Origin of the sequence: Hydrogenovibrio marinus (assembly GCF_013340845.1) — a bacterium.
Classification (GTDB): domain Bacteria; phylum Pseudomonadota; class Gammaproteobacteria; order Thiomicrospirales; family Thiomicrospiraceae; genus Hydrogenovibrio; species Hydrogenovibrio marinus.
This window is the reverse complement of the sequence record NZ_AP020335.1, coordinates 205,333-223,606: the sequence shown is the minus strand read 5'-3', so window position 1 is coordinate 223,606 and position 18,274 is coordinate 205,333. Positions and strand designations below refer to the sequence as shown.

Annotated in this window: 12 protein-coding genes; 4 read left to right on the top strand and 8 right to left on the bottom strand. The window is 48.0% G+C overall.

Annotated elements, in window-relative coordinates; all coding sequences use genetic code 11:
- Positions 1-162: 162 nt before the first annotated feature.
- A complete protein-coding gene (rimI, locus tag HVMH_RS00950; RefSeq protein WP_029910960.1) occupies positions 163-1,278 on the bottom strand; it encodes a ribosomal protein S18-alanine N-acetyltransferase in 1,116 nt (371 codons plus the stop codon).
- Entirely contained in the window at positions 1,278-2,405 is a 1,128-nt protein-coding gene (locus HVMH_RS00945) for a DUF2817 domain-containing protein (RefSeq protein WP_035628960.1), read from the bottom strand. Before HVMH_RS00945 ends, rimI begins: the two co-directional genes overlap by 1 nt.
- A 232-nt stretch (positions 2,406-2,637) precedes the next feature.
- Between HVMH_RS00945 and HVMH_RS00940 the strand changes: the two genes are divergently transcribed.
- Positions 2,638-4,104, top strand: coding sequence for a RimK family protein (locus tag HVMH_RS00940; RefSeq protein WP_029910966.1), 1,467 nt, complete (start codon positions 2,638-2,640; stop codon positions 4,102-4,104).
- Between the two features lie 68 nt (positions 4,105-4,172).
- On the opposite strand, the gene HVMH_RS00935 is transcribed toward HVMH_RS00940, so the two are convergent.
- Together HVMH_RS00935 and HVMH_RS00930 are read right to left on the bottom strand one after the other, a co-directional pair.
- Positions 4,173-7,220, bottom strand: coding sequence for an efflux RND transporter permease subunit (locus HVMH_RS00935; RefSeq protein ID WP_029910969.1), 3,048 nt, complete (start codon positions 7,218-7,220; stop codon positions 4,173-4,175).
- Positions 7,220-8,347 carry an efflux RND transporter periplasmic adaptor subunit gene (locus HVMH_RS00930; protein ID WP_029910973.1) on the bottom strand — a complete coding sequence of 376 codons (1,128 nt, stop codon included), beginning with the start codon at positions 8,345-8,347 and terminating at the stop codon, positions 7,220-7,222. The genes HVMH_RS00935 and HVMH_RS00930 overlap by 1 nt, the downstream gene beginning before the upstream one ends.
- Positions 8,348-8,628: 281 nt before the next feature.
- Between HVMH_RS00930 and rimK the strand changes: the two genes are divergently transcribed.
- From rimK to HVMH_RS00915, 3 genes are read left to right on the top strand one after another with little or no spacing between them, the layout of a single operon-like run.
- Positions 8,629-9,534 carry a 30S ribosomal protein S6--L-glutamate ligase gene (rimK, locus tag HVMH_RS00925; protein ID WP_029910976.1) on the top strand — a complete coding sequence of 302 codons (906 nt, stop codon included), beginning with the start codon at positions 8,629-8,631 and terminating at the stop codon, positions 9,532-9,534.
- A gap of 37 nt (positions 9,535-9,571) precedes the next feature.
- A complete protein-coding gene (locus HVMH_RS00920; protein ID WP_029910981.1) occupies positions 9,572-10,621 on the top strand; it encodes a succinylglutamate desuccinylase/aspartoacylase family protein in 1,050 nt (349 codons plus the stop codon).
- A 34-nt stretch (positions 10,622-10,655) separates the two neighbouring features.
- Complete coding sequence (locus HVMH_RS00915) at positions 10,656-11,249, top strand: mechanosensitive ion channel domain-containing protein (RefSeq protein ID WP_155837673.1); 594 nt, start codon at positions 10,656-10,658, stop codon at positions 11,247-11,249.
- Positions 11,250-11,321: 72 nt separating this feature from the next.
- On the opposite strand, the gene HVMH_RS00910 is transcribed toward HVMH_RS00915, so the two are convergent.
- From HVMH_RS00910 to HVMH_RS00895, 4 genes are all read right to left on the bottom strand, one after another.
- Positions 11,322-13,961, bottom strand: coding sequence for a plasma-membrane proton-efflux P-type ATPase (locus HVMH_RS00910; RefSeq protein WP_029910988.1), 2,640 nt, complete (start codon positions 13,959-13,961; stop codon positions 11,322-11,324).
- 206 nt (positions 13,962-14,167) lie between these two features.
- A complete protein-coding gene (locus HVMH_RS00905) occupies positions 14,168-16,720 on the bottom strand; it encodes a methyl-accepting chemotaxis protein (protein WP_051623048.1) in 2,553 nt (850 codons plus the stop codon).
- Between the two features lie 46 nt (positions 16,721-16,766).
- Positions 16,767-17,444 carry an IS1595-like element ISHyma1 family transposase gene (locus HVMH_RS00900; RefSeq protein ID WP_029910993.1) on the bottom strand — a complete coding sequence of 226 codons (678 nt, stop codon included), beginning with the start codon at positions 17,442-17,444 and terminating at the stop codon, positions 16,767-16,769.
- Between the two features lie 290 nt (positions 17,445-17,734).
- On the bottom strand, positions 17,735-18,253 hold the full coding sequence (locus tag HVMH_RS00895) for an efflux RND transporter periplasmic adaptor subunit (RefSeq protein WP_029910996.1): 519 nt from the start codon (positions 18,251-18,253) through the stop codon (positions 17,735-17,737).
- Positions 18,254-18,274: the final 21 nt, after the last annotated feature.

The window sequence follows — 18,274 nt, the reverse complement described above, 5'->3', positions numbered from 1 at the left end:
ATGACAATTTCACAACTAAACGGTGCAAAAATCTGCCTGAAAAACATCAAATTACACAGTTCGTAATCACATCACTTTAAGAAAATTCTTTATCAAATGGCGAATAAAAACAAATAGAAAATCTCAGTAACAGGCGTTCCATGCATTAAAAAACACTATGGATCATACTTCGTCTGATGACAAAACCAAGATTGCCCGAAGCTTTTGCTGACCGAAGCGAGCCATTTCCATAAACATTTTCCGCGTGATGGGAATCTGCTGAAAGTCCGTCTGGCTAAGGTGCGGCTGGTCATTGTGATCTGGATCATTGATATAGACAAACCCCTCATCTGCGGCAGTAACGTAAACCCAGTGCGGTGCCTTGTTACGATTCAACCGCCAAGTACTGATCAACGCCAATACCGGTAAACCTTGTCCAAGAATATCCATCAAGTCATGCGCTTCAAGCTGTTTGACGGTCAAGTCGATATCGGTTTCCGAAATCTGACGGATGAAATCGTTGTGCACCAGCTCAATGACCGCTTTTTTATGTTCATCACGCACACCATCGACAAAAGGCACGCCTTCTATGTTGGTATAAAGATGCACTTTCAAACCTCGTCGCCAAGCACTCAGCGCCAAACCATGGGGTGAGCAACCGCCATGACCCGAAGTCATGAAGATGGTGGTGGCTTCACGCCATATCTGCAACTCTTCGGCGCGAGACATTTCATAGTCAGGCTTTAAGGTTTTGAGCGCCATCATCAAAGACGACGGGCCACAAGTGAAGTCCGTCGTTTGCTCGTAATAGGGTTTCGGCGGCATGGTTTTCAACGCCTTTGCCACCAAACGTTTTTCCATACGGAATGCATCTTCACCATCTTCGTAATATTGAGGAATGCGATTCAGGTGTTTGTAACCACGCTGTTCATAGAGTTTCAACGCTGCCTGGTTGGTAACTTTGACCTCCAATCTCAGATAAACACATTGACGTTCTTCGGCCTCGTTTTCCGCACTTTCCAATAACATTTTGGCCAAGCCTTTCCCTTGCTGTTGCGGATGCACGGCAATTGAATAAAGCCTCGCCAACTGGGTACCGGTGCGATAAAGCATCAACACATACCCCAATAGTTCCCCGTCCTGCTCTAACACCAAACAACTATGTGGCCCGGGCTTGAGCAAGTTGACAAAACTACGCCGCGATAAACGATCTTCGGTAAAACAAACCTGCTCTAACCTCAGCAACGCGTCTAAGTCCTTCGGAATCGCAGCGCGGATTGTCGGTCGATTGTCAGACATTATTGCTCACTCCCCAACACGCCTTGCAACGCCATATTCACTACTTGTCTGCCACGGAACAATACCTGTTGCTGCCAACTACTTTCTCGTGGGTAAAAGAACGCCTGCATCAGCCTCACAGGCTCTGCCTTGATATTTCTCTCCACTCCTTGGGGAAGCGTGTTTTGGTAAATTTGTTCTCTTAATAGTTCACTAATCAATTTATCCACCGAATAGGTACCGAACTCCAAGGTGACAAAGCACCCTCGACCGCCAATCACTTTTTGCCAATGGTAGTCAATCAACCCGGATTTTGGTGCCGAACAGGATTCTCCCAACAATGCCGCGCAGGCATTCGCGCCATACAGACGGTTGACCCAATCGAACCCTGCCGTATTTGGAAAATGATCATTAATCACTTCACCATAACCATATGGCCCTAGCCCTGTGTGACAGTCAATAACATTAATGTTGTGCGCCGACTCAAAAACCGCATGTCGGGTGATGGTTTCCAGCACTTGCCGTGACCAGCTAGGCGCATTTCCGCCATAAAACAACCCGGTTGGGTCTTGATACTGCCCGCGTGTAATCTGCTCGATGAAGTCAGCAAACGATACCCCTTGCCACAAACCACTGAAATCAGACACTTCCAACCAACGTGCTTCGTGCAGCTGACTTTGATATTGGGCGTAGTCTTCATTCATCGGTACCGGCTGGTCAAAATCAATGAAATTTCGGTTTAAATCTATCCCTTGGTGATCACCACGGCGCACCCAAGCGAATCCCCACGGGTTCATCGCATGAATCAGCATCACCCCCAACCTGGCAGATTTTTGCAACACATCCACCAACAAAGGCAAGATGTCCGCTTGTATCGCCGAGCCGGTTACCCCTTCTACACCATGGGTTCCGGAAATCACAACCAAAATCGTTTCCGGTTGCTCGCTCTGGCTGAGCAGCACGGTTTCGCATGCCAGCTCTTCGCCTGCCGGCCCAGTCAATGGATGCACGAAACGCTCCGACTGCTTGATGAGTGATTGCGGAATATCAGCCAGTGTTTGCTGAAAGCATTCGCGAGCGTCCAAATAACTGTTTTTGAAAACCGACAACACCATCGGCGCTTGTAAATCGAGTAACGGATGAGACATGAAAACCTCAACAAAAAACCGAGAAATGGCTTAAAAAAATCGACGGGAACGAGACCTAGTAATCGAAAGAAAAAATCTTTCGTTTCAGATGCAATTATCTATTTTATTTTGAAAAAAAGCGCGTAAAATTTTGCACATCTAGCAACTCTTTTTTAGTGCGATTTTCTTCGCTACAACCAACCCTAAACAAGCCAATCCATTTACGCGTTTTTCTTCAGGAGAAGATTAGCCCATGAGTCATTTTTACGTTGTCGTCGAAAACCTTAAAGACTGGCAGCCCTACTATCCGACACCCGACGTCATTACGTTTGACGACTACTTGCAGCGCGTCAAGGAATCCTCCAAAAAGCGCATTCGTGTCATCAACCTGTGTCGTGATTACCGTTACCTGAAAACCGGGTACTATTGCTCGTTGCTGGCCGAAGCCCGCAACCACCATGTATTGCCGTCGGTAACGACCATCAACAACCTTGGCAACAAATCGCTTTCCAAACTGCTACTCGACAACACGCAGAAGGCGATGTCGTCTTTGCCAAAAGGAGAGGAAGGCGAAACCAAAACCTTCCGTTGCTGGTTTGGCAAAACCAGCGAGAAAAGCACGGTGAAATTGGCGCAACTCATCTTCGAAAAACTGCCTTCGCCTTTGCTGGAAATCACGCTGACATTCAAACACCAATGGCAAATCAAACAGATCAAACCCTTGGCTTTGAAAGCCCTGACCGATCCTGCGGAGCAGGAAGCTTTTGCACAAGCGTTCGAACAGTTCAGCTTGCAACTTTGGCGTAAGCCGAAAGCGCGTAAACAATACCGTTACGACATGGCGATTTTGACCAATCCGGACGACCCTTTACCGCCAAGCGACCCGCAAGCGCTTGCGCAGTTTGTGAAGGCCGCCAAAAGTTTGGGCATCAGCACCGAGTTTATCACCAAGAAGGACTATGTCCGCCTTGCTGAATTCGACGCCTTGTTTATCCGTGAAACCACCTCGGTCGACCACCACACTTATAAGTTCGCCAAGAAAGCAGAGGCGGAAGGACTTGTCGTAATCGACGACCCAACCTCTATTTTGCGGTGTACCAACAAGGTTTATCTGGCGGATTTATTGAACAATCACAAGGTGCCGACACCAAAAACGCTGATTCTCAGCCATGCAACCGAAAGCAACTTGAAAGAGCTGGCAACGGAAATCGGCTTTCCGATGGTATTGAAAATTCCAGACGGGTCTTTCTCCCGTGGCGTAATCAAGGTCAAGGACGAGCAGGAGCTAGACGTTGAAGCCAAACGCTTGCTGGCAGAGTCTTCATTGCTGCTTGCCCAAGAATATATGTACACCGAATACGATTGGCGCATCGGCGTATTCAACAACAAGCCGTTGTACGCCAGCCGCTACTATATGGTTCAAGGACATTGGCAGATTTACAATCATGGCGAAGGCGAAACCGAGTCGGGTAACTTCGACACCCTGCCAACCTATGAAGCGCCGAAAAAAGTGATTGATGTCGCACTGAAAGCCACCAAATTGATTGGTGATGGCTTCTACGGCGTGGACTTGAAGCAGAGCGGCGACAAAGTGGTGGTGATTGAAGTCAATGACAACCCAAGTATCGACTCAGGCGTGGAAGACCTGTTTCTCGGCGAACAGCTCTATTTGGAAATCATGAAAGAAATCCTTCGACGTTTGGAAGAGCAAGGCAAGTAACCTCGCTCAAACGCCCCCAACCTGGTAGTTTTTTGTCTAAAATCTGCCAGGTTGGGGTAAGCATTAATCTAGACCTTAACGCGATACCACAGTGCGTAAAGTGCAGGGATAAACAACAGCGTCAATAATGTCCCAACACCAATCCCGCCAATCAACACGAATGCCAATGGCCCCCAGAAGGTATTGGTGGTGAGTGGAATAAACGCCAATATCGCTGCCAAGGCGGTCAACAACACGGGGCGAGCACGTCGTAACGTGGCATCAATCAAGGCTTCTTTTGGCTCCATCCCTTGTTTCTGGTTTTCATTGATTTGCCCGACCAAAATCAGGGTATTGCGCATCAGAATCCCAGCAAGACCAATCATCCCCAAGTTGGCAACAAAGCCAAATGGTTGAGAGAAAACCAGCATGGCGGCGACTGCGCCAATCAAGCCAAGTGGTGCGGTAATCAGCACCATGAAGGTTCCCAGGAAGCTTTGCATATTGAGCATAATCAAAGTCACCATCAAGAAGACCATCACCGGCATCATTTTTTGGATAGAGGCTTGAGCCTTACCAGACTCCTCGACCGATCCACCGATTTCTATATGATAGTCCGCTGGCAGGGTCTTAATCATCGGCTGCAACTCTTTCCAAATCGCCATGGTGACATCCGGCGGTTGTGCACCTTCCACTTCGGCATTGACGTTGATAAACTGCGTACGGGTACGGCGCTTCAATACTGGGTCTTCAAAGCCGATTTTGACGGTAGCGACTTGCTCCAAAGGCAGTTTCTTGCCTTGAGCGGTTTCCACCGTGATACTCTTCAAACGAGACAGCAATGCCTGGCGCTCTTGCGTGGAATAACTCGTCAAGTCGATACGACGAGTCCCTTCAAATGCATCGGCTTGAATCTCGCCTTGCAAAGCCCCTTGTAGCTGTTGTGACAAGCTGATCGGTGTCAGCCCTAACTTCGCCATACGATCCAGGTTGTATTGCAAATCAACCACTGGCGTTTTATTGCCCCACTCCAGATTCGCGGTACGGATGTTCGGGTTCTTCGCCATGATTTGACGCACCTGCTCACCCAGTTTGCGCAACTCATCAACATTGTCCCCCATCACTCTGAAGGTGACTGGCCAAATAACCGGTGGCCCATAAAGCAATGCATGCACCCTAACACGTGCGGCACTGAAATGACCTTGCTCCACGTAGGCTTCCAGTCTGTGTCTTAGCTTTTTGCGTTCTTCGGCATTTTTCGTGACCACAATAATCTTGGCAAAAGCCGGATCCGGCAGTTCAGGATTCAATGCCATAAAGAAACGCGGTGCGCCCTGCCCGATGTAACTTGAAAGCGTTTTGACTTCCGGCTGTTGCTTAACATAGTCTTCAACCTTCAATGCCATGGCATTGGTCACTTGTTGACTGGTGCCTTCCGGCAGGTTGATGTCTATCAAAAGCTCAGGGCGGTCTGAGGTCGGGAAGAACTGTTTTTCCACCTTAGTCGCCATACCGACCACAGACAGAATGAAAAGTGCGACGGTAATCAACACCACCTTTTTGCGGTTCCCCACGCACCAGACAACCATCGACGATAAACGGCGACTGAACACATTGTGTGGCAGCGAGTTTTCGGTATGCAGTTTTTTCGGTTCTGGCAATAGCTTATAGCCGAGGTAAGGCGTGAACGTCACCGCCACCAGCCAAGACAGCAGCAAAGAAAACGCGAGTATCCAGAAAATATTCTCGGTGTATTCCCCAACATTGGATTGCGCAAACCCAATCGGCACAAACCCCATAATCGTCACCAAGGTACCGAACAACATAGGCGATGCCGTCACTGTCCAGGCAAAAGCCGCCGCTTTGATACGGGCCATGCCCTCTTCCATCTTCACCAACATCATTTCAATGGAGATAATGGCATCATCCACCAACAGTCCCAGCGCCAAAATCAAAGCACCCAAGGTGATGCGGTCAAGGTTCTTACCGGTCAATTGCATCAGGAAAAAGGTCAGTGCCAAGGTTAGTGGAATCGCCAAGGCAACCACTACACCTGCTCTCATCCCCAAGGTCAGGAAGCTCACCGCCATGACAACCAGTACGGCAATCAGGAACTTCAACTGGAAGGTATTGACCGCGAGTGAAATAGCATCGCCTTGGTTGGTCACTTTTTCCAGTTTCACACCTTTAGGTAGGTTTTGTTCCCATTGCTGTGAAAAGCTACTCAGATTATCCGACAACGCCAATCCATTTCCGCCGGGTTTCATCACCACGCCGAGCATCAATGTTTGCTTGCCTTCGTTGCGGATAATATAGGGGCTTGGCGAAACAAACCCTTTGGTGATCTTGGCTAGGTCGCCTAGGTGAATGACTTGTCCCTGTACGGCAATTGGTAGCTTTTTAAGCTGATCAACAGATTGAGCCATAGCGCCACTACGGACATAGACTCTTGGGCCTTGGGTTTCAATAAACCCGGATGCCACCACTGTTTGGTACTGCGGCAATACCGATAAAATTTGTGATTGCGTCAAGCCTAGCTTGGCGAGTTTTTTGGTATCGAACTCAATCGAAATCTGTTGTTGTTGCTCACCGAGCAGTCGTACTTTCTCGACACCCGGCACTTTCAGTAGCGCGTTGCGTGTTGATTCAGCGGTTTTCACCCAGTCGGAATAAGAAAGATTGCCTTGCGTCAGGGCATAGAGCGTGAAATAGACATCAGCGAAATCATCATTAACGAAAGGACCTTGCACTCCTTTAGGAAATTGACCATTCAGGTCAAGCATGCGCTTTCGCACCTGATAGAAAAGGTCATCGACCTTTGAAGGCGGCGTATAGTCCTTAAACATCACCAGCATATTGACCTCACCGGGTCTTGCCGTGGTTTCCACCTTGTCGAAATAATCTATCTGCTGGAGTTTACGTTCAATCAAGTCCGCGACCTGATTCTGCATCTGTTCAGGCGTCGCACCCGGCCATTTGGCAGACACCACCGCCATTTTCAGCGTAAAACTCGGGTCTTCTGCACGACCCAATTTGAAAAAGGCCAAGGTACCGATAATCAGAGAAACGATAATGAAATACAGCGTCAGCGTTTTGTGCCTAACGGCTAACTCCGATAGATTCCATTTCTGCATCATTACATTGCCTCAACCAACCCGGAGTCGGCATTTTCGACATTGTCTGCAACAATCTTAACGGCAGAACCTTCCGTCAGAAGATGAACGCCATCCGCCACGACCTGAGAACCCAAAGGCAAATCCTGCGGCTGCAATGCTTGAATCACGGCAAACTCTGCGCCCATGGAGACCACTTTGACCGCAACACCATATACCTTGTTGTCTTTGATCAACCAAACTCTCGGTTGGTTACCACTATCAATCAGCGCGCTCACCGGCACTTGCATCAAATCGTTCAACTGCTGTTTTACGTTCAACTCAACCACCGCGCCCAAAGGCAAGGTCTGAGTACAGTCTTTCAAAGTGAAATAGGCTTTGTACTGCAAAGTGTCGTTATCGTTTACAGGGGTTTTCGCTCTCAACACCGCCTTACAGGTTCCGGCTTGATCGACCCCTTCCACTTCCACAGAAGACAAGTCGGCATGCAAACGGTTCGCAGGTAGGTAAACCACCGCTTCATGCGCGCCCGTTGCCAAAGTAAACAGTGCTTGCCCGGCAGAGACCACCTGACCTGCTTCGACATTCACATTTGTCAGCACACCGTCATCCGGGGCTTTAAGCTGACTGTAATTCAGCTGACGTTGTGCCAGCTCAAGTGCCGCCTGCATCGCCAACACGGATTGTTTGGCTGCTATTTCCGTTGTCTCGGCGCGTTGCAAATCCTGCTCACTCACCAGCTTATTCGCATACATCTTGGTCAAACGCTTACGCTCGCGTTGGGCGTTATCATAGTCTGCTTTCGACTTGCTTAGGTTGGCTTGTGCCTGTTGAAAAGTCAGTTTCAAATCCGCCTTATCCAAACTGGCAAGTACTTGATCCTTAGCCACCTTTTCACCGACTTCAACCGTTTTCGACTCTACCTGTCCGCCCACACGGAAACTCAAGGGAATGGCGTAGCGACTCTCGACTTGACCGGTCAGCTGCCAACTCTGCGGAGATGCAGGCGCCACCTTAACCGCGGCAACGGCTTGAACATGCTCGGTACTACTGGCATAAACGGTGTTCGAAAATAAAAAAGAAAAGGCGACAATCGCCACGGATGCGCTGAGTGCGTGATGAACTGCGAAGTTCTTGAGTAGTCGTTTCATAGTGGCCACTTTGTTTTATGATGTTAAGTAATCACAGATACGTAGAAATTTAAGTTTTCACATTCTAGCATAGGGGATTTGAGGAGGCGCTCTCAATATAAGAAATTTCTTATCGTGACCTCTTATATTCTCTTTATTTTTAGCTGTATAATTCGTCGCCTTTTGTTGGAGTCTGAAGATACCTTGGTTCTTCCGCATTCCCTACCAGATACAATTGACTTTGACTGCCCGTCTGTCGTATGTTCTCTACATCGACGACACTCGTTTTTGAAGGATCGCCCATGAAAATTGCCATTTTATCCCGTGAACCGGAACTTTACTCCACGCAGCGCTTGGTAAAAGCCGCTGAAGAACGTGGACATGAAGTCGAGGTTATCGATGCGCTACGTTGTTATATGAACATCACGTCTAACAACCCGCACATCCACTACCAAGGTCGCGTGTTGGACGATTTCGACGCGGTGATTCCGCGTATCGGCGCTTCCATCACTTTTTATGGCACGGCGATATTGCGTCAGTTTGAAATGATGGGGGTTTATCCCTTGAACGAATCCGTTGCCATCGCGCGTTCCCGCGACAAACTTCGTAGTCTGCAATTACTTTCCAGAAAAGGCATCGGCTTGCCGGTCACAGGATTTGCACACTCGCCGGATGATGTCGACGACCTGTTGCAGGAAGTTGGCGGTGCGCCGGTAGTGATAAAACTATTGGAAGGTACGCAAGGCGTTGGCGTGGTACTGGCAGAAACCCATTCTGCGGCGCAAAGTGTTATTCAGGCATTCCATGGTTTAAAAGCGAACATTCTGGTACAGGAATTCATCTCTGAAGCCAAAGGCGCGGATATCCGCTGTTTCGTGGTGGGTGGCAAAGTGATTGCCGCCATGAAGCGCCAAGGAAAAGAAGGCGAATTCCGCTCAAATCTTCACCAAGGCGGTTCTGCGACGCTGGTTCGCATCACGCCGGAAGAAAGAGCCACTGCCATTCGCGCCGCAAAAGTCATGGGCTTGAATGTCTGCGGTGTTGACTTGCTTCGCTCCAATCATGGCCCTCTGGTAATGGAAGTCAACTCTTCTCCCGGATTGGAAGGCATAGAAACCTCTTCCGGAAAAGATGTCGCCAGTATTATCATTCAATTTATTGAAAAGAACGCCAAGCCTCACAACACACGTACCAAAGGCAAGGGTTAACCGTAACGATAGCATCGTAAGAGGTTTAACGACCGTCATGCAAAAGAACAACCCGATTACGCTGGGCGGCGTCACCGTCCAACCAGGCGAACGCAAAACCATCGACTTGGTGGTCGGCAAACTTTATACCCACAGTGAGCTGACCATGCCAGTACAAGTTCTCTGTGGACGCCAATCCGGCCCGGTGTTGTTCGTCAGTGCTGCGATTCATGGCGATGAATTGAATGGGGTGGAGATCATCCGCCGCCTGCTCAAGGTCAAATCGCTCAATCGATTGAAAGGCACTTTGATTGCCGTACCGATTGTCAATTTACACGGGTTTATCCACCATAGCCGCTACCTGCCGGACAGACGTGATTTGAATCGCAGCTTCCCCGGCTCCGAAAAAGGCTCGGTCGCCTCCCGCATGGCACATTTGTTTTTGAAGGAAGTGGTTGCACAGTCGACTCATGGCATCGACATACATACTGGCGCAATCAACCGCACCAACCTACCACAAATTCGTGCCACGCTGGATGACCCGGAAACCTTTGCTCTGGCACAGGCATTCGCTGCGCCGTTGATGATCAACAGCGATTTGCGCAAAGGGTCATTGCGTGCCGCTGCCGTGAAAAACAATATCCCTCTGCTACTTTATGAAGCGGGGGAAGCTTTGCGATTCGACGAGGTCTCGATTCGTGCTGGTGTACGCGGTATCATCAATGTAATGCGCGAACTCAACATGATCGCCAAATCCAGAAAAGTGCCCTCGACACGTAGCGCAGTGGTAGCGCGTTCCAGCTTCTGGATGCGCGCACCTCACAGCGGTATTTTCCGCTCGGTAGTAGCGGATGGCAAACGCGTCATCGCCAACCAAACGCTAATGGGCGTAATTTCAGACCCATTCGGTGAATCCGAAATCGAAATCTATGCACCGAACAACGGCATCGTTATCGGCCAAATGCGCCTACCACTGGTGAACGAAGGGGAAGCCTTGTACCATATTGCTAAGTTCGCACGTAGTGATATCGCCGCCGAAGTCGTTGATGAATTTACCGAAGAAATCTCCGACGACCAACCTTATGCTGACGATTTTCCGGTGATTTAACCCGAAAAACCTCCAGAAAGACAGGACAAGAAAAATGACACTGACAATGACACTTTCCGACCTTCCTTATACCAAAATGCTGCTGAGTGCCATCGTTCTCGTTGGCTTGGCGGTCACCAACTGGACAATCGGTAAAATCCTGTTTACGCTCGGTAAAAGCAAAAAGGTGCCTAATCTTCGCGTGGCGCATGTGCGCAAATATTTCCGCATTATCGCGGCGATCGTTGCGGTATTGTTGCTACTGACGATTTGGGGGGTAGATTATCGCGGACTATGGGTTTTTGCCTCATCCATTTTGGCGGTATTGGGCGTGGCATTGGTGGCGCAATGGTCGATTTTGTCGAACATCACCGCAGGGGTCATCCTGTTTTTCGCCTTACCGGTTCGCATTGGCGATGAAGTGGAAATCATTGATGGCGCCAACAGCCTGAAAGGCAGAATCATCGAAATCAATATCTTCCAGGTTCTGTTGAAGGACAGTGACGGCAATCTACTGACTTATCCGAATAGTTTGATTTTGCAACGTCCTATTCGCAAAATCGCTTCCGAACCCGCCAAGGAACAAGGCATTTTAAAAACGTCAATGGCGAAAATCCAAAACCGCCTGCATCAGCGTAAAGAACGCTAGCACCTCCTTTCCTACCCCAACCTGGCAGATTTTCGCCATCTGCCAAGCTGAACCACAAAAGCATCTTCTCGTTTAAAGCACTTCTTCACCGTAGTATTTACGGTAATAACGGATGACGAACATTTTGACGAAGTCATTGAATACGAACCAAACTGCAGCATAAGCCCAAACCGCCAACGCCCATTCCCAACCAATAGGTGCCATCAGGTCGAACCCATAAACGGCGAGCACCGTACCAAACACCGCACTGGCAAAACTCGCCCAGAAGAGTTGTTTGGAAGGTCTAGGTTGTTTATAGAACCAGTCGTCGAGACGGGTATTGAAAATCGTACCATGTCCGGCCACCACCAACTTCAGGAAGAACAGGGTTTGGATGAACTCCAGTGTCAGATGCATTTGCGTCATGGTGATCCAGAACAGCATGAAAGATGACAGCACCCCTGCCATCCCCATCCAGAAAGACAGTACCAACACCTCTTTCATATCCCAGCGCACCGGCTGCGTCCGTACCTTGGTATTGTCGTAGGCAATGGTCAGGATCGGAATATCGTTGAGCAACGCCAGCATGATAATCATTAAGGCGGTAATCGGATAGAACTGGAACACCACGATTGCCAACGTCATGAAGATGATGACTCGAATCGTCTCCGCAATACGGTAGATGGTATAGCTCTTCATTCGTTCGAAAGTGACACGTGCCTGCATAATCGCATCATTGATAACACCAATCCCCGGCGCGGTCAGAATGATGTCAGCCGCGGCACGCGCTGCATCGGTAGCATTGGGCACGGCAATCCCGCAGTCGGCTTTTTTCAGAGCGGGCGCATCGTTGACGCCATCTCCGGTCATCCCGACAATATGATTGGCCTTCTGCAAGGTATCGACGATTTTGTACTTGTCTTCGGGAATGACTTCGGCAAAGATGTCGACCCGTTCAATCATTTCCAGAATGCTGGATTCATGCGTGTGGAGTAATTCTTTGTCCAGCTGCGAGGTATCGAACTCCTGCTGCAAATCTGCCATGACCTGCTCGGCAAACGCTTCGGATGCCTGTTTGTCCGCCAAGGGCGTCAAACGGTGGTAAATTGCCTCGGTCAAAGTTGTCAGCAAGTTTCTCAGCGTATCTTCGGTCGCACCCGTCAACTGCTTGGCTCGAATAGATTGTTTTGGAAACCCTAGAATCGCACCGGTTTCACGAGCAATGGCAAGGTTATCACCCGTGACCATTTTGGGGTGGACGCCATGCGCACGCATACTTTGCAAGACCTCTTCCGAATCATCTCTCGGCGGATCATATAGTGGAATCAACCCAAGGAATTGCCAGCCTTCATCCTGCTTCAAGGTCTCCATTTCAGCATGAATGGCGGTTTTGGCGACTGCCAGTGTGCGATAACCCTTCATTGCCAGCTCGTCAATCGTCTGGTTGATTTTCGCTTGATCGGCATCGCCCAAACCGCACATTTCCAATAGAATCTGTGCCGCGCCCTTGGAAACTTTTTGGTAACCGTCTCCCGTGCGCACCATCGCTTCCGTACGTTTACGAACCGGGTCGAATGGAATGAAATTCACCTGCTCGAACTGCGCCAAATCGACTTGAGTGAACTCCGCCGAGAGATAGTCGAATATCGGCACTTCAATGGCATCATTGTTTTCTCTTTTCGACGCTAAGGCTGCGGTTAAAAACAACGATTCTTCGGGAATTTCTTTGTAAGTGATCGGTTGCACCACCGACATTTTGTTTTGAGTGAGGGTGCCAGTCTTATCCAAACAGAAAACATCGACCCCCGCCAACTCTTCTATGGCAACCAAGCGACTGACAATGGCTTGTTTACGCGCCAAATTCATCGCCCCAACTGCCAATGTCACCGACAACACCGCTGGCAAGGCAACCGGAATCGCCGCCACCGTGAGCACCAGCGCAAATCGCACCACTTCGAGCATATTTTCATGATTTAAAAAGGCGGAAACCAAAATGATGATAATCATCAAAACGGTAATACCGATGAGGAAGTTCCCGACTTTAATGACCATTTTCTGGAAGTGGCTGACCTCATGCATTTGTGCATTGGCAACCAAAGCAACCACATTATAGAAATTGGTATGGTTCGCTGTGTTCACCACAACGGCAAGCATTTCACCTTGTTTAACCACCGTATTGGAATAGGCGATTTCCCCTGCCTTTTTCGCGACGGGCAGAGACTCTCCGGTAAGCGTCGATTGGTCGACGGAAATGAAATCTCCGTCGATTAGCTGCACGTCGGCTGGCACCACATCACCGATTTTCAGTTTGATGATATCGCCCGGCACCAGCTCCTTGAACAATACCTGTTTGAACTGACCATCTCGGCGGGTAAGGATTTTATTCTCAAGACGCTGCTTAAGCGCACTGATGGCGTTCATCGCCCGATATTCCTGGAAGAAATCGATAATGGCGTTGACGAATAGCAAGATGGTGATGATGGTGAAATCTTCCCACTTCTGGACGATGGCGGACATCAATGCCGCAGCCTCAATCATCCAAGGAATAGGCCCCCAAAAGCGCTTCAAAAAGCGTTTATAGGCACTTTCGGTTTTTTCTTGAATGGCATTGTAGCCGTAGGTTTGCAACCGCCTTGCAGCTTCGTCTTCAGACAAGCCTGTTTTCAGCGAGGTCTCTAATTCTTGGAGGGTTTGAACAAAATCTTGTGAGTCGTAGTCATTGGTCGTTTTCATGATATGCCGCCTTTGCTGAAAACTATCATCCAGATACGCTTAGCCAACCGCGTCAGACTAATACTACCGCAAAACTTGTAAGGAAATGAAGGGGAAAAGTGAATAGAAAATGGAACTTTTGATTACCCCGGCACAATCCGGGGCAGAAAAAGCGGCAAGCCCATAAAGGCAACAGGCTCGCCATAAGGTGTTGTGATTGCTATGGGTTAAAAATCATCCCACTCGTCATCCGCTGATTTCGCAGGTTTGGAAGGCAAAACTGGAACGGAAGTTTTCGCAGGTGCTGCAAGTGTTGCAGTCTTAGCAGGTTTTACAGGTTCTGCTACTGAAGCACTGACTTGCTTAACTGTCGAACTAGAAGCTTTAATGGCTTTTCCGGTTTTGAAGTAAGACATATCTTTCGTCAATACTTCAGCCTGATCACTCATACTTTCAGCAGCAGCGGTGGTCTCTTCCACCAGTGCCGCATTTTGCTGTGTGACCTGGTCGATCTGGCTGATGGCTTGATGCACCTGACTAACACCATTCGCTTGCTCTTCAGACGCCTTGGCTATCTGCTCAACCATTTTAGTCACCGAATCGATAGACTCGTTAATCACACTCAATACTTCACCAGATTGAGAAGCCAGATCTGTACCTTGGTTAATACGATCAACACTCTCTTCAATCAACTTCTTGATGTCTTTTGCCGCTTCCGCCGATTTTTGAGCCAAAGAGCGTACTTCACCGGCAACCACAGCAAATCCACGACCATGTTCACCAGCTCTGGCTGCTTCAACCGCAGCATTTAGAGCCAAGAGGTTAGTTTGGAAGGCAATCCCATCAATTAGGGTCACGATATCTGCGATTTTATGACTGGATTCCTGAATCATTTGCATGGCACCAATGGTTTGGTGCATGACTTCCGTTCCGTGAGACGATTTCTCCTGAACATCGTGCGCCAGCTTCGCCGCTTCCTGTGCGTTTTCGGTATTCGCTTGTACCGCTGAATTCATCTCATCCATCGTGGCTGAAGTCTCTTCCAAAGCTGCCGCCTGCTCTTGTACACGCTGGCTCAGATCGGTCGCCCCTTGAGACACTTCAGACGCCGCCGTACTGACGATGCCTGCCGCCTGTACAGCCTGCCCGACAATGCCGCTCAATTTCGCTACGGATTGATTCATGGCATTGGATAGGGTTTTCAAATCTCCTCTAAAATCGCCCTGACAATTCTGCGTCAAGTCACCTTCCGACTGGGCAAGTACCACTTTAGCGATAATATCCATCGCTTGCTTCAAGCGCTTCATTGAGTCGTTGATAGCTTGCTTCATCTGCAACAACTCCCCTCTGGCTTCCACTTCCACTTGATGGTCAAATTGACCTTCATTCATCGCCGCCATCACTCGGCTGATATCTGAAATGACGGCATTCATCGCATTCATCGACTTATCGACCATTTCACGGAAGGCCGCCTCCACACGGTTATCCATGCGTACGGAGAAGTCTCCGTCATACAGCCCTTCCATCACCTTCTTCAACTCAGACATGGTGAAAGCGACACTTTCAGCACTGGCATTTACGCCTTCTTTCAGAACCGCCAAGTCGCCTTTGAAGTCCGCCTGCACTCTTTGAGCGAAATTCCCTTTCGCAATCGCCTGCACCACATGATTGGCTTCGCTGATTGCCGTCTGGGTGTTCGCTAACATGTCATTGACAGAATGTGCCATTTCACCGATTTCATCTTGACGGCTGTCATCCGCACGAATTGAGAAATCTCCCGTTTTAGTGATTTCAGCCAAGCGAGATTCAATGGAGTGTAGCCCTCTCGAAACCGAACGGGGAATAAAGATACCTATCAACAACGCGATTAACGCTATGATCAGTGACACCACAATGGAAAACTCAATAATCTCTTGGTTCAACGTGGTGATATGAGAGCCGATTTGACCTTGTTCATCACGAATAGACACCTTTACTTTCTCTGCCATTTCGGCAATGTGCTCACCCAATTTGTCCAATTTATTCTGACTCAAGTCATCTATTTCTTTTGTCAGGGCGATGAGTTGGTTTATATGATCAGCATAACTTTCAGATTCCGCCGCCAAAGACGATGCGTCTTGTAGATCAGTTTCATTGAGATAGGATTTCAGACTCGCCATATCCCCATCAAACGCTTTTAGATAGCTGAGGCTGGCGTCCACATCTTTTTGTTGTCGACTTTTCAAATACTTTGCTTCATTCAAACGCATCATCAATAAATGATGCATTGCCGACGTCGCAATAAATGTGGCTTGGTCGTGATGCATTTTTTCTACTGACAACAACAATGACTTCATTGTGTGCGTCATCTGTTCGCCTTGGCTTTCAATGGTCTCGTTTAAAGTATTTTTCTGAGTTGAATCGCCCTTAACCTTTTCAAACCCTTGCTTGTATTGATCTAAGTCGATATCAATCGCCTTAATAGATTCTAAGCGCTCAGGGTTGTGAATGCGTTGATGCGTATTGGTAAGCAGGCTGGAGGCTTTCTGAAAAGCATCCTCAAAGGCTGCTATTTTGGAAGAATTATTCTGATCTAGATAATCTTTGACCGCTAAACGCATATCCAACACATGTGCCTGAATGCGTGCTGCCAAGACTGAATGTTCTGAAATCTTACGATACTCACTGAATCCGCCCGCGGATTCATCAATTTCACTGACACTAAAAATGGAAAGGCCAACGATCAGGATCGTTAATAGGGAAAAGCTCGCGATTAGCTTCGCTTTGATGGTCTTAAGCATCTAGTTACTCCGGTTTATTTATATTGGGGCTTAGGAAGCAAAACAACTAAATTGGGTCGTTCCTAAGTAATTTTAAAAGTATTTTGTATAGGTCATTATGACGGTGATTGAAACGGAATTCCGTTTCTTTCAAATGATAATAAAAGGTATGTTTTGGCACGCCTTTAAATTTCATCAGCCTTGCTTTAGCAAAGCTCCAAAATGACTCTATACCATTAATATGTTGATGACCTTTTGCAAACTCATTCTCGCCATGATGAACGCGATAATGTTTTTCAAAACCAACATCAACTAAACCATTGTAACCACGCCAGCCATCGGTATTGATGATGCTATCAATGGATACGTGACCTCGTACAACCCTTGATAAACTGGCACTTGAGGCATCTGAAACGATTTCGGTGTAAACTTTATCGTCACGTTTTAAGATGCCAAACACAATGGTTTTACCTTTGGCACCGCGACCTCGTTTTCCACGAATGCGTTTAGGGCCAAAGTAAGATTCATCTAATTCGATCACGCCAGAGAATGGGGTTTGTTTTTCACATTCGTTGGCTAAAAGATATCGGATTTTGATGTAAATATTATTAATGCTTCTGACAGAAATTCCAGTTAAACGGGCTGTGTCAGAAGCGGTTAAATCGAGTGCGAAATAACGGAGAATTTCTCTAAATTTTCTCTCTGAAATTTTACCGCACTTTTGATAACGATTTTTATAAGGCATATCAGAAGCTTACACGACTTTTTATCGTTTTTGCTTCCTAAGCCCCTTATATTTTATATTTGCGTTCCTTGCCACCTCTCCTCTTTGAGCTTATTAACATCCTGTCAGGAGGTTAAGTATAAAGGCTCTAAAGTCAGAAGTGCTGAAAGATACCGGCTAAGGGGCATTCAAACAGATTCTACATAAGTGGTTGATTATAATTAATGAAGAGATAATGACTGAATGATTGTCGGAGCAGGGTAACTGCCCGCCATGATAGAACTCACAGCGTGGCAATGATGCGAATGAAGTTAACGTTCGATTTGAATTAAAGGGGTGTTCTCTTTGTAAACAGTCGTGCCTTTAGGCGCGTCGATTTTTTTGATGCGGCCACTCACTGGCGCATTGATAACAAAGTATCTAGCCCAAGCTTGGTAATACGCCAAATCCGCTTTGGCTTTCTCAAAGGTTTGATTGGCTAAGTCATAAGCCAGCTGAGCAGCATCACGCTCGCGTGTTGCCGTTACCGTACGGTCATATAAATCCAGCGCCTGATCCAAGTTGATTTTCTGGTCGGCCAGCTTCAATTTCGCCATTTGCAGAGACGCTTCCATAGAGCGTAATTTTGCTTGATAGCGTGTGTCGTCTATCTTCATCAGCAACTGCCCTTTTTTGACATGCTGACCTTCCTTGACATGAACCTCAATCACCTGCCCGGCGACCAAAGAACCGATTTTAACGGTCTGAGCCTGTGCCGAAAACGTAAACCCTACCCAAATAAAGGTGGACCAGGTCAAAATTTTCAATAATGGATGGTTAAACACTTTCATAGAAAGATCCTTTGTTCATTT

Coding starts and splice junctions, on each gene's coding strand:
- HVMH_RS00940 (WP_029910966.1), top strand. CDS start 2,638: ATGAGTCATTTTTACGTTGTCGTCGAAAACCTTAAAGACTGGCAGCCC.
- HVMH_RS00935 (WP_029910969.1), bottom strand. CDS start 7,220: ATGATGCAGAAATGGAATCTATCGGAGTTAGCCGTTAGGCACAAAACG.
- HVMH_RS00910 (WP_029910988.1), bottom strand. CDS start 13,961: ATGAAAACGACCAATGACTACGACTCACAAGATTTTGTTCAAACCCTC.
- HVMH_RS00895 (WP_029910996.1), bottom strand. CDS start 18,253: ATGAAAGTGTTTAACCATCCATTATTGAAAATTTTGACCTGGTCCACC.
- HVMH_RS00945 (WP_035628960.1), bottom strand. CDS start 2,405: ATGTCTCATCCGTTACTCGATTTACAAGCGCCGATGGTGTTGTCGGTT.
- HVMH_RS00920 (WP_029910981.1), top strand. CDS start 9,572: ATGCAAAAGAACAACCCGATTACGCTGGGCGGCGTCACCGTCCAACCA.
- HVMH_RS00915 (WP_155837673.1), top strand. CDS start 10,656: ATGACACTGACAATGACACTTTCCGACCTTCCTTATACCAAAATGCTG.
- HVMH_RS00930 (WP_029910973.1), bottom strand. CDS start 8,347: ATGAAACGACTACTCAAGAACTTCGCAGTTCATCACGCACTCAGCGCA.
- rimK (WP_029910976.1), top strand. CDS start 8,629: ATGAAAATTGCCATTTTATCCCGTGAACCGGAACTTTACTCCACGCAG.
- HVMH_RS00905 (WP_051623048.1), bottom strand. CDS start 16,720: ATGCTTAAGACCATCAAAGCGAAGCTAATCGCGAGCTTTTCCCTATTA.
- HVMH_RS00900 (WP_029910993.1), bottom strand. CDS start 17,444: ATGCCTTATAAAAATCGTTATCAAAAGTGCGGTAAAATTTCAGAGAGA.
- rimI (WP_029910960.1), bottom strand. CDS start 1,278: ATGTCTGACAATCGACCGACAATCCGCGCTGCGATTCCGAAGGACTTA.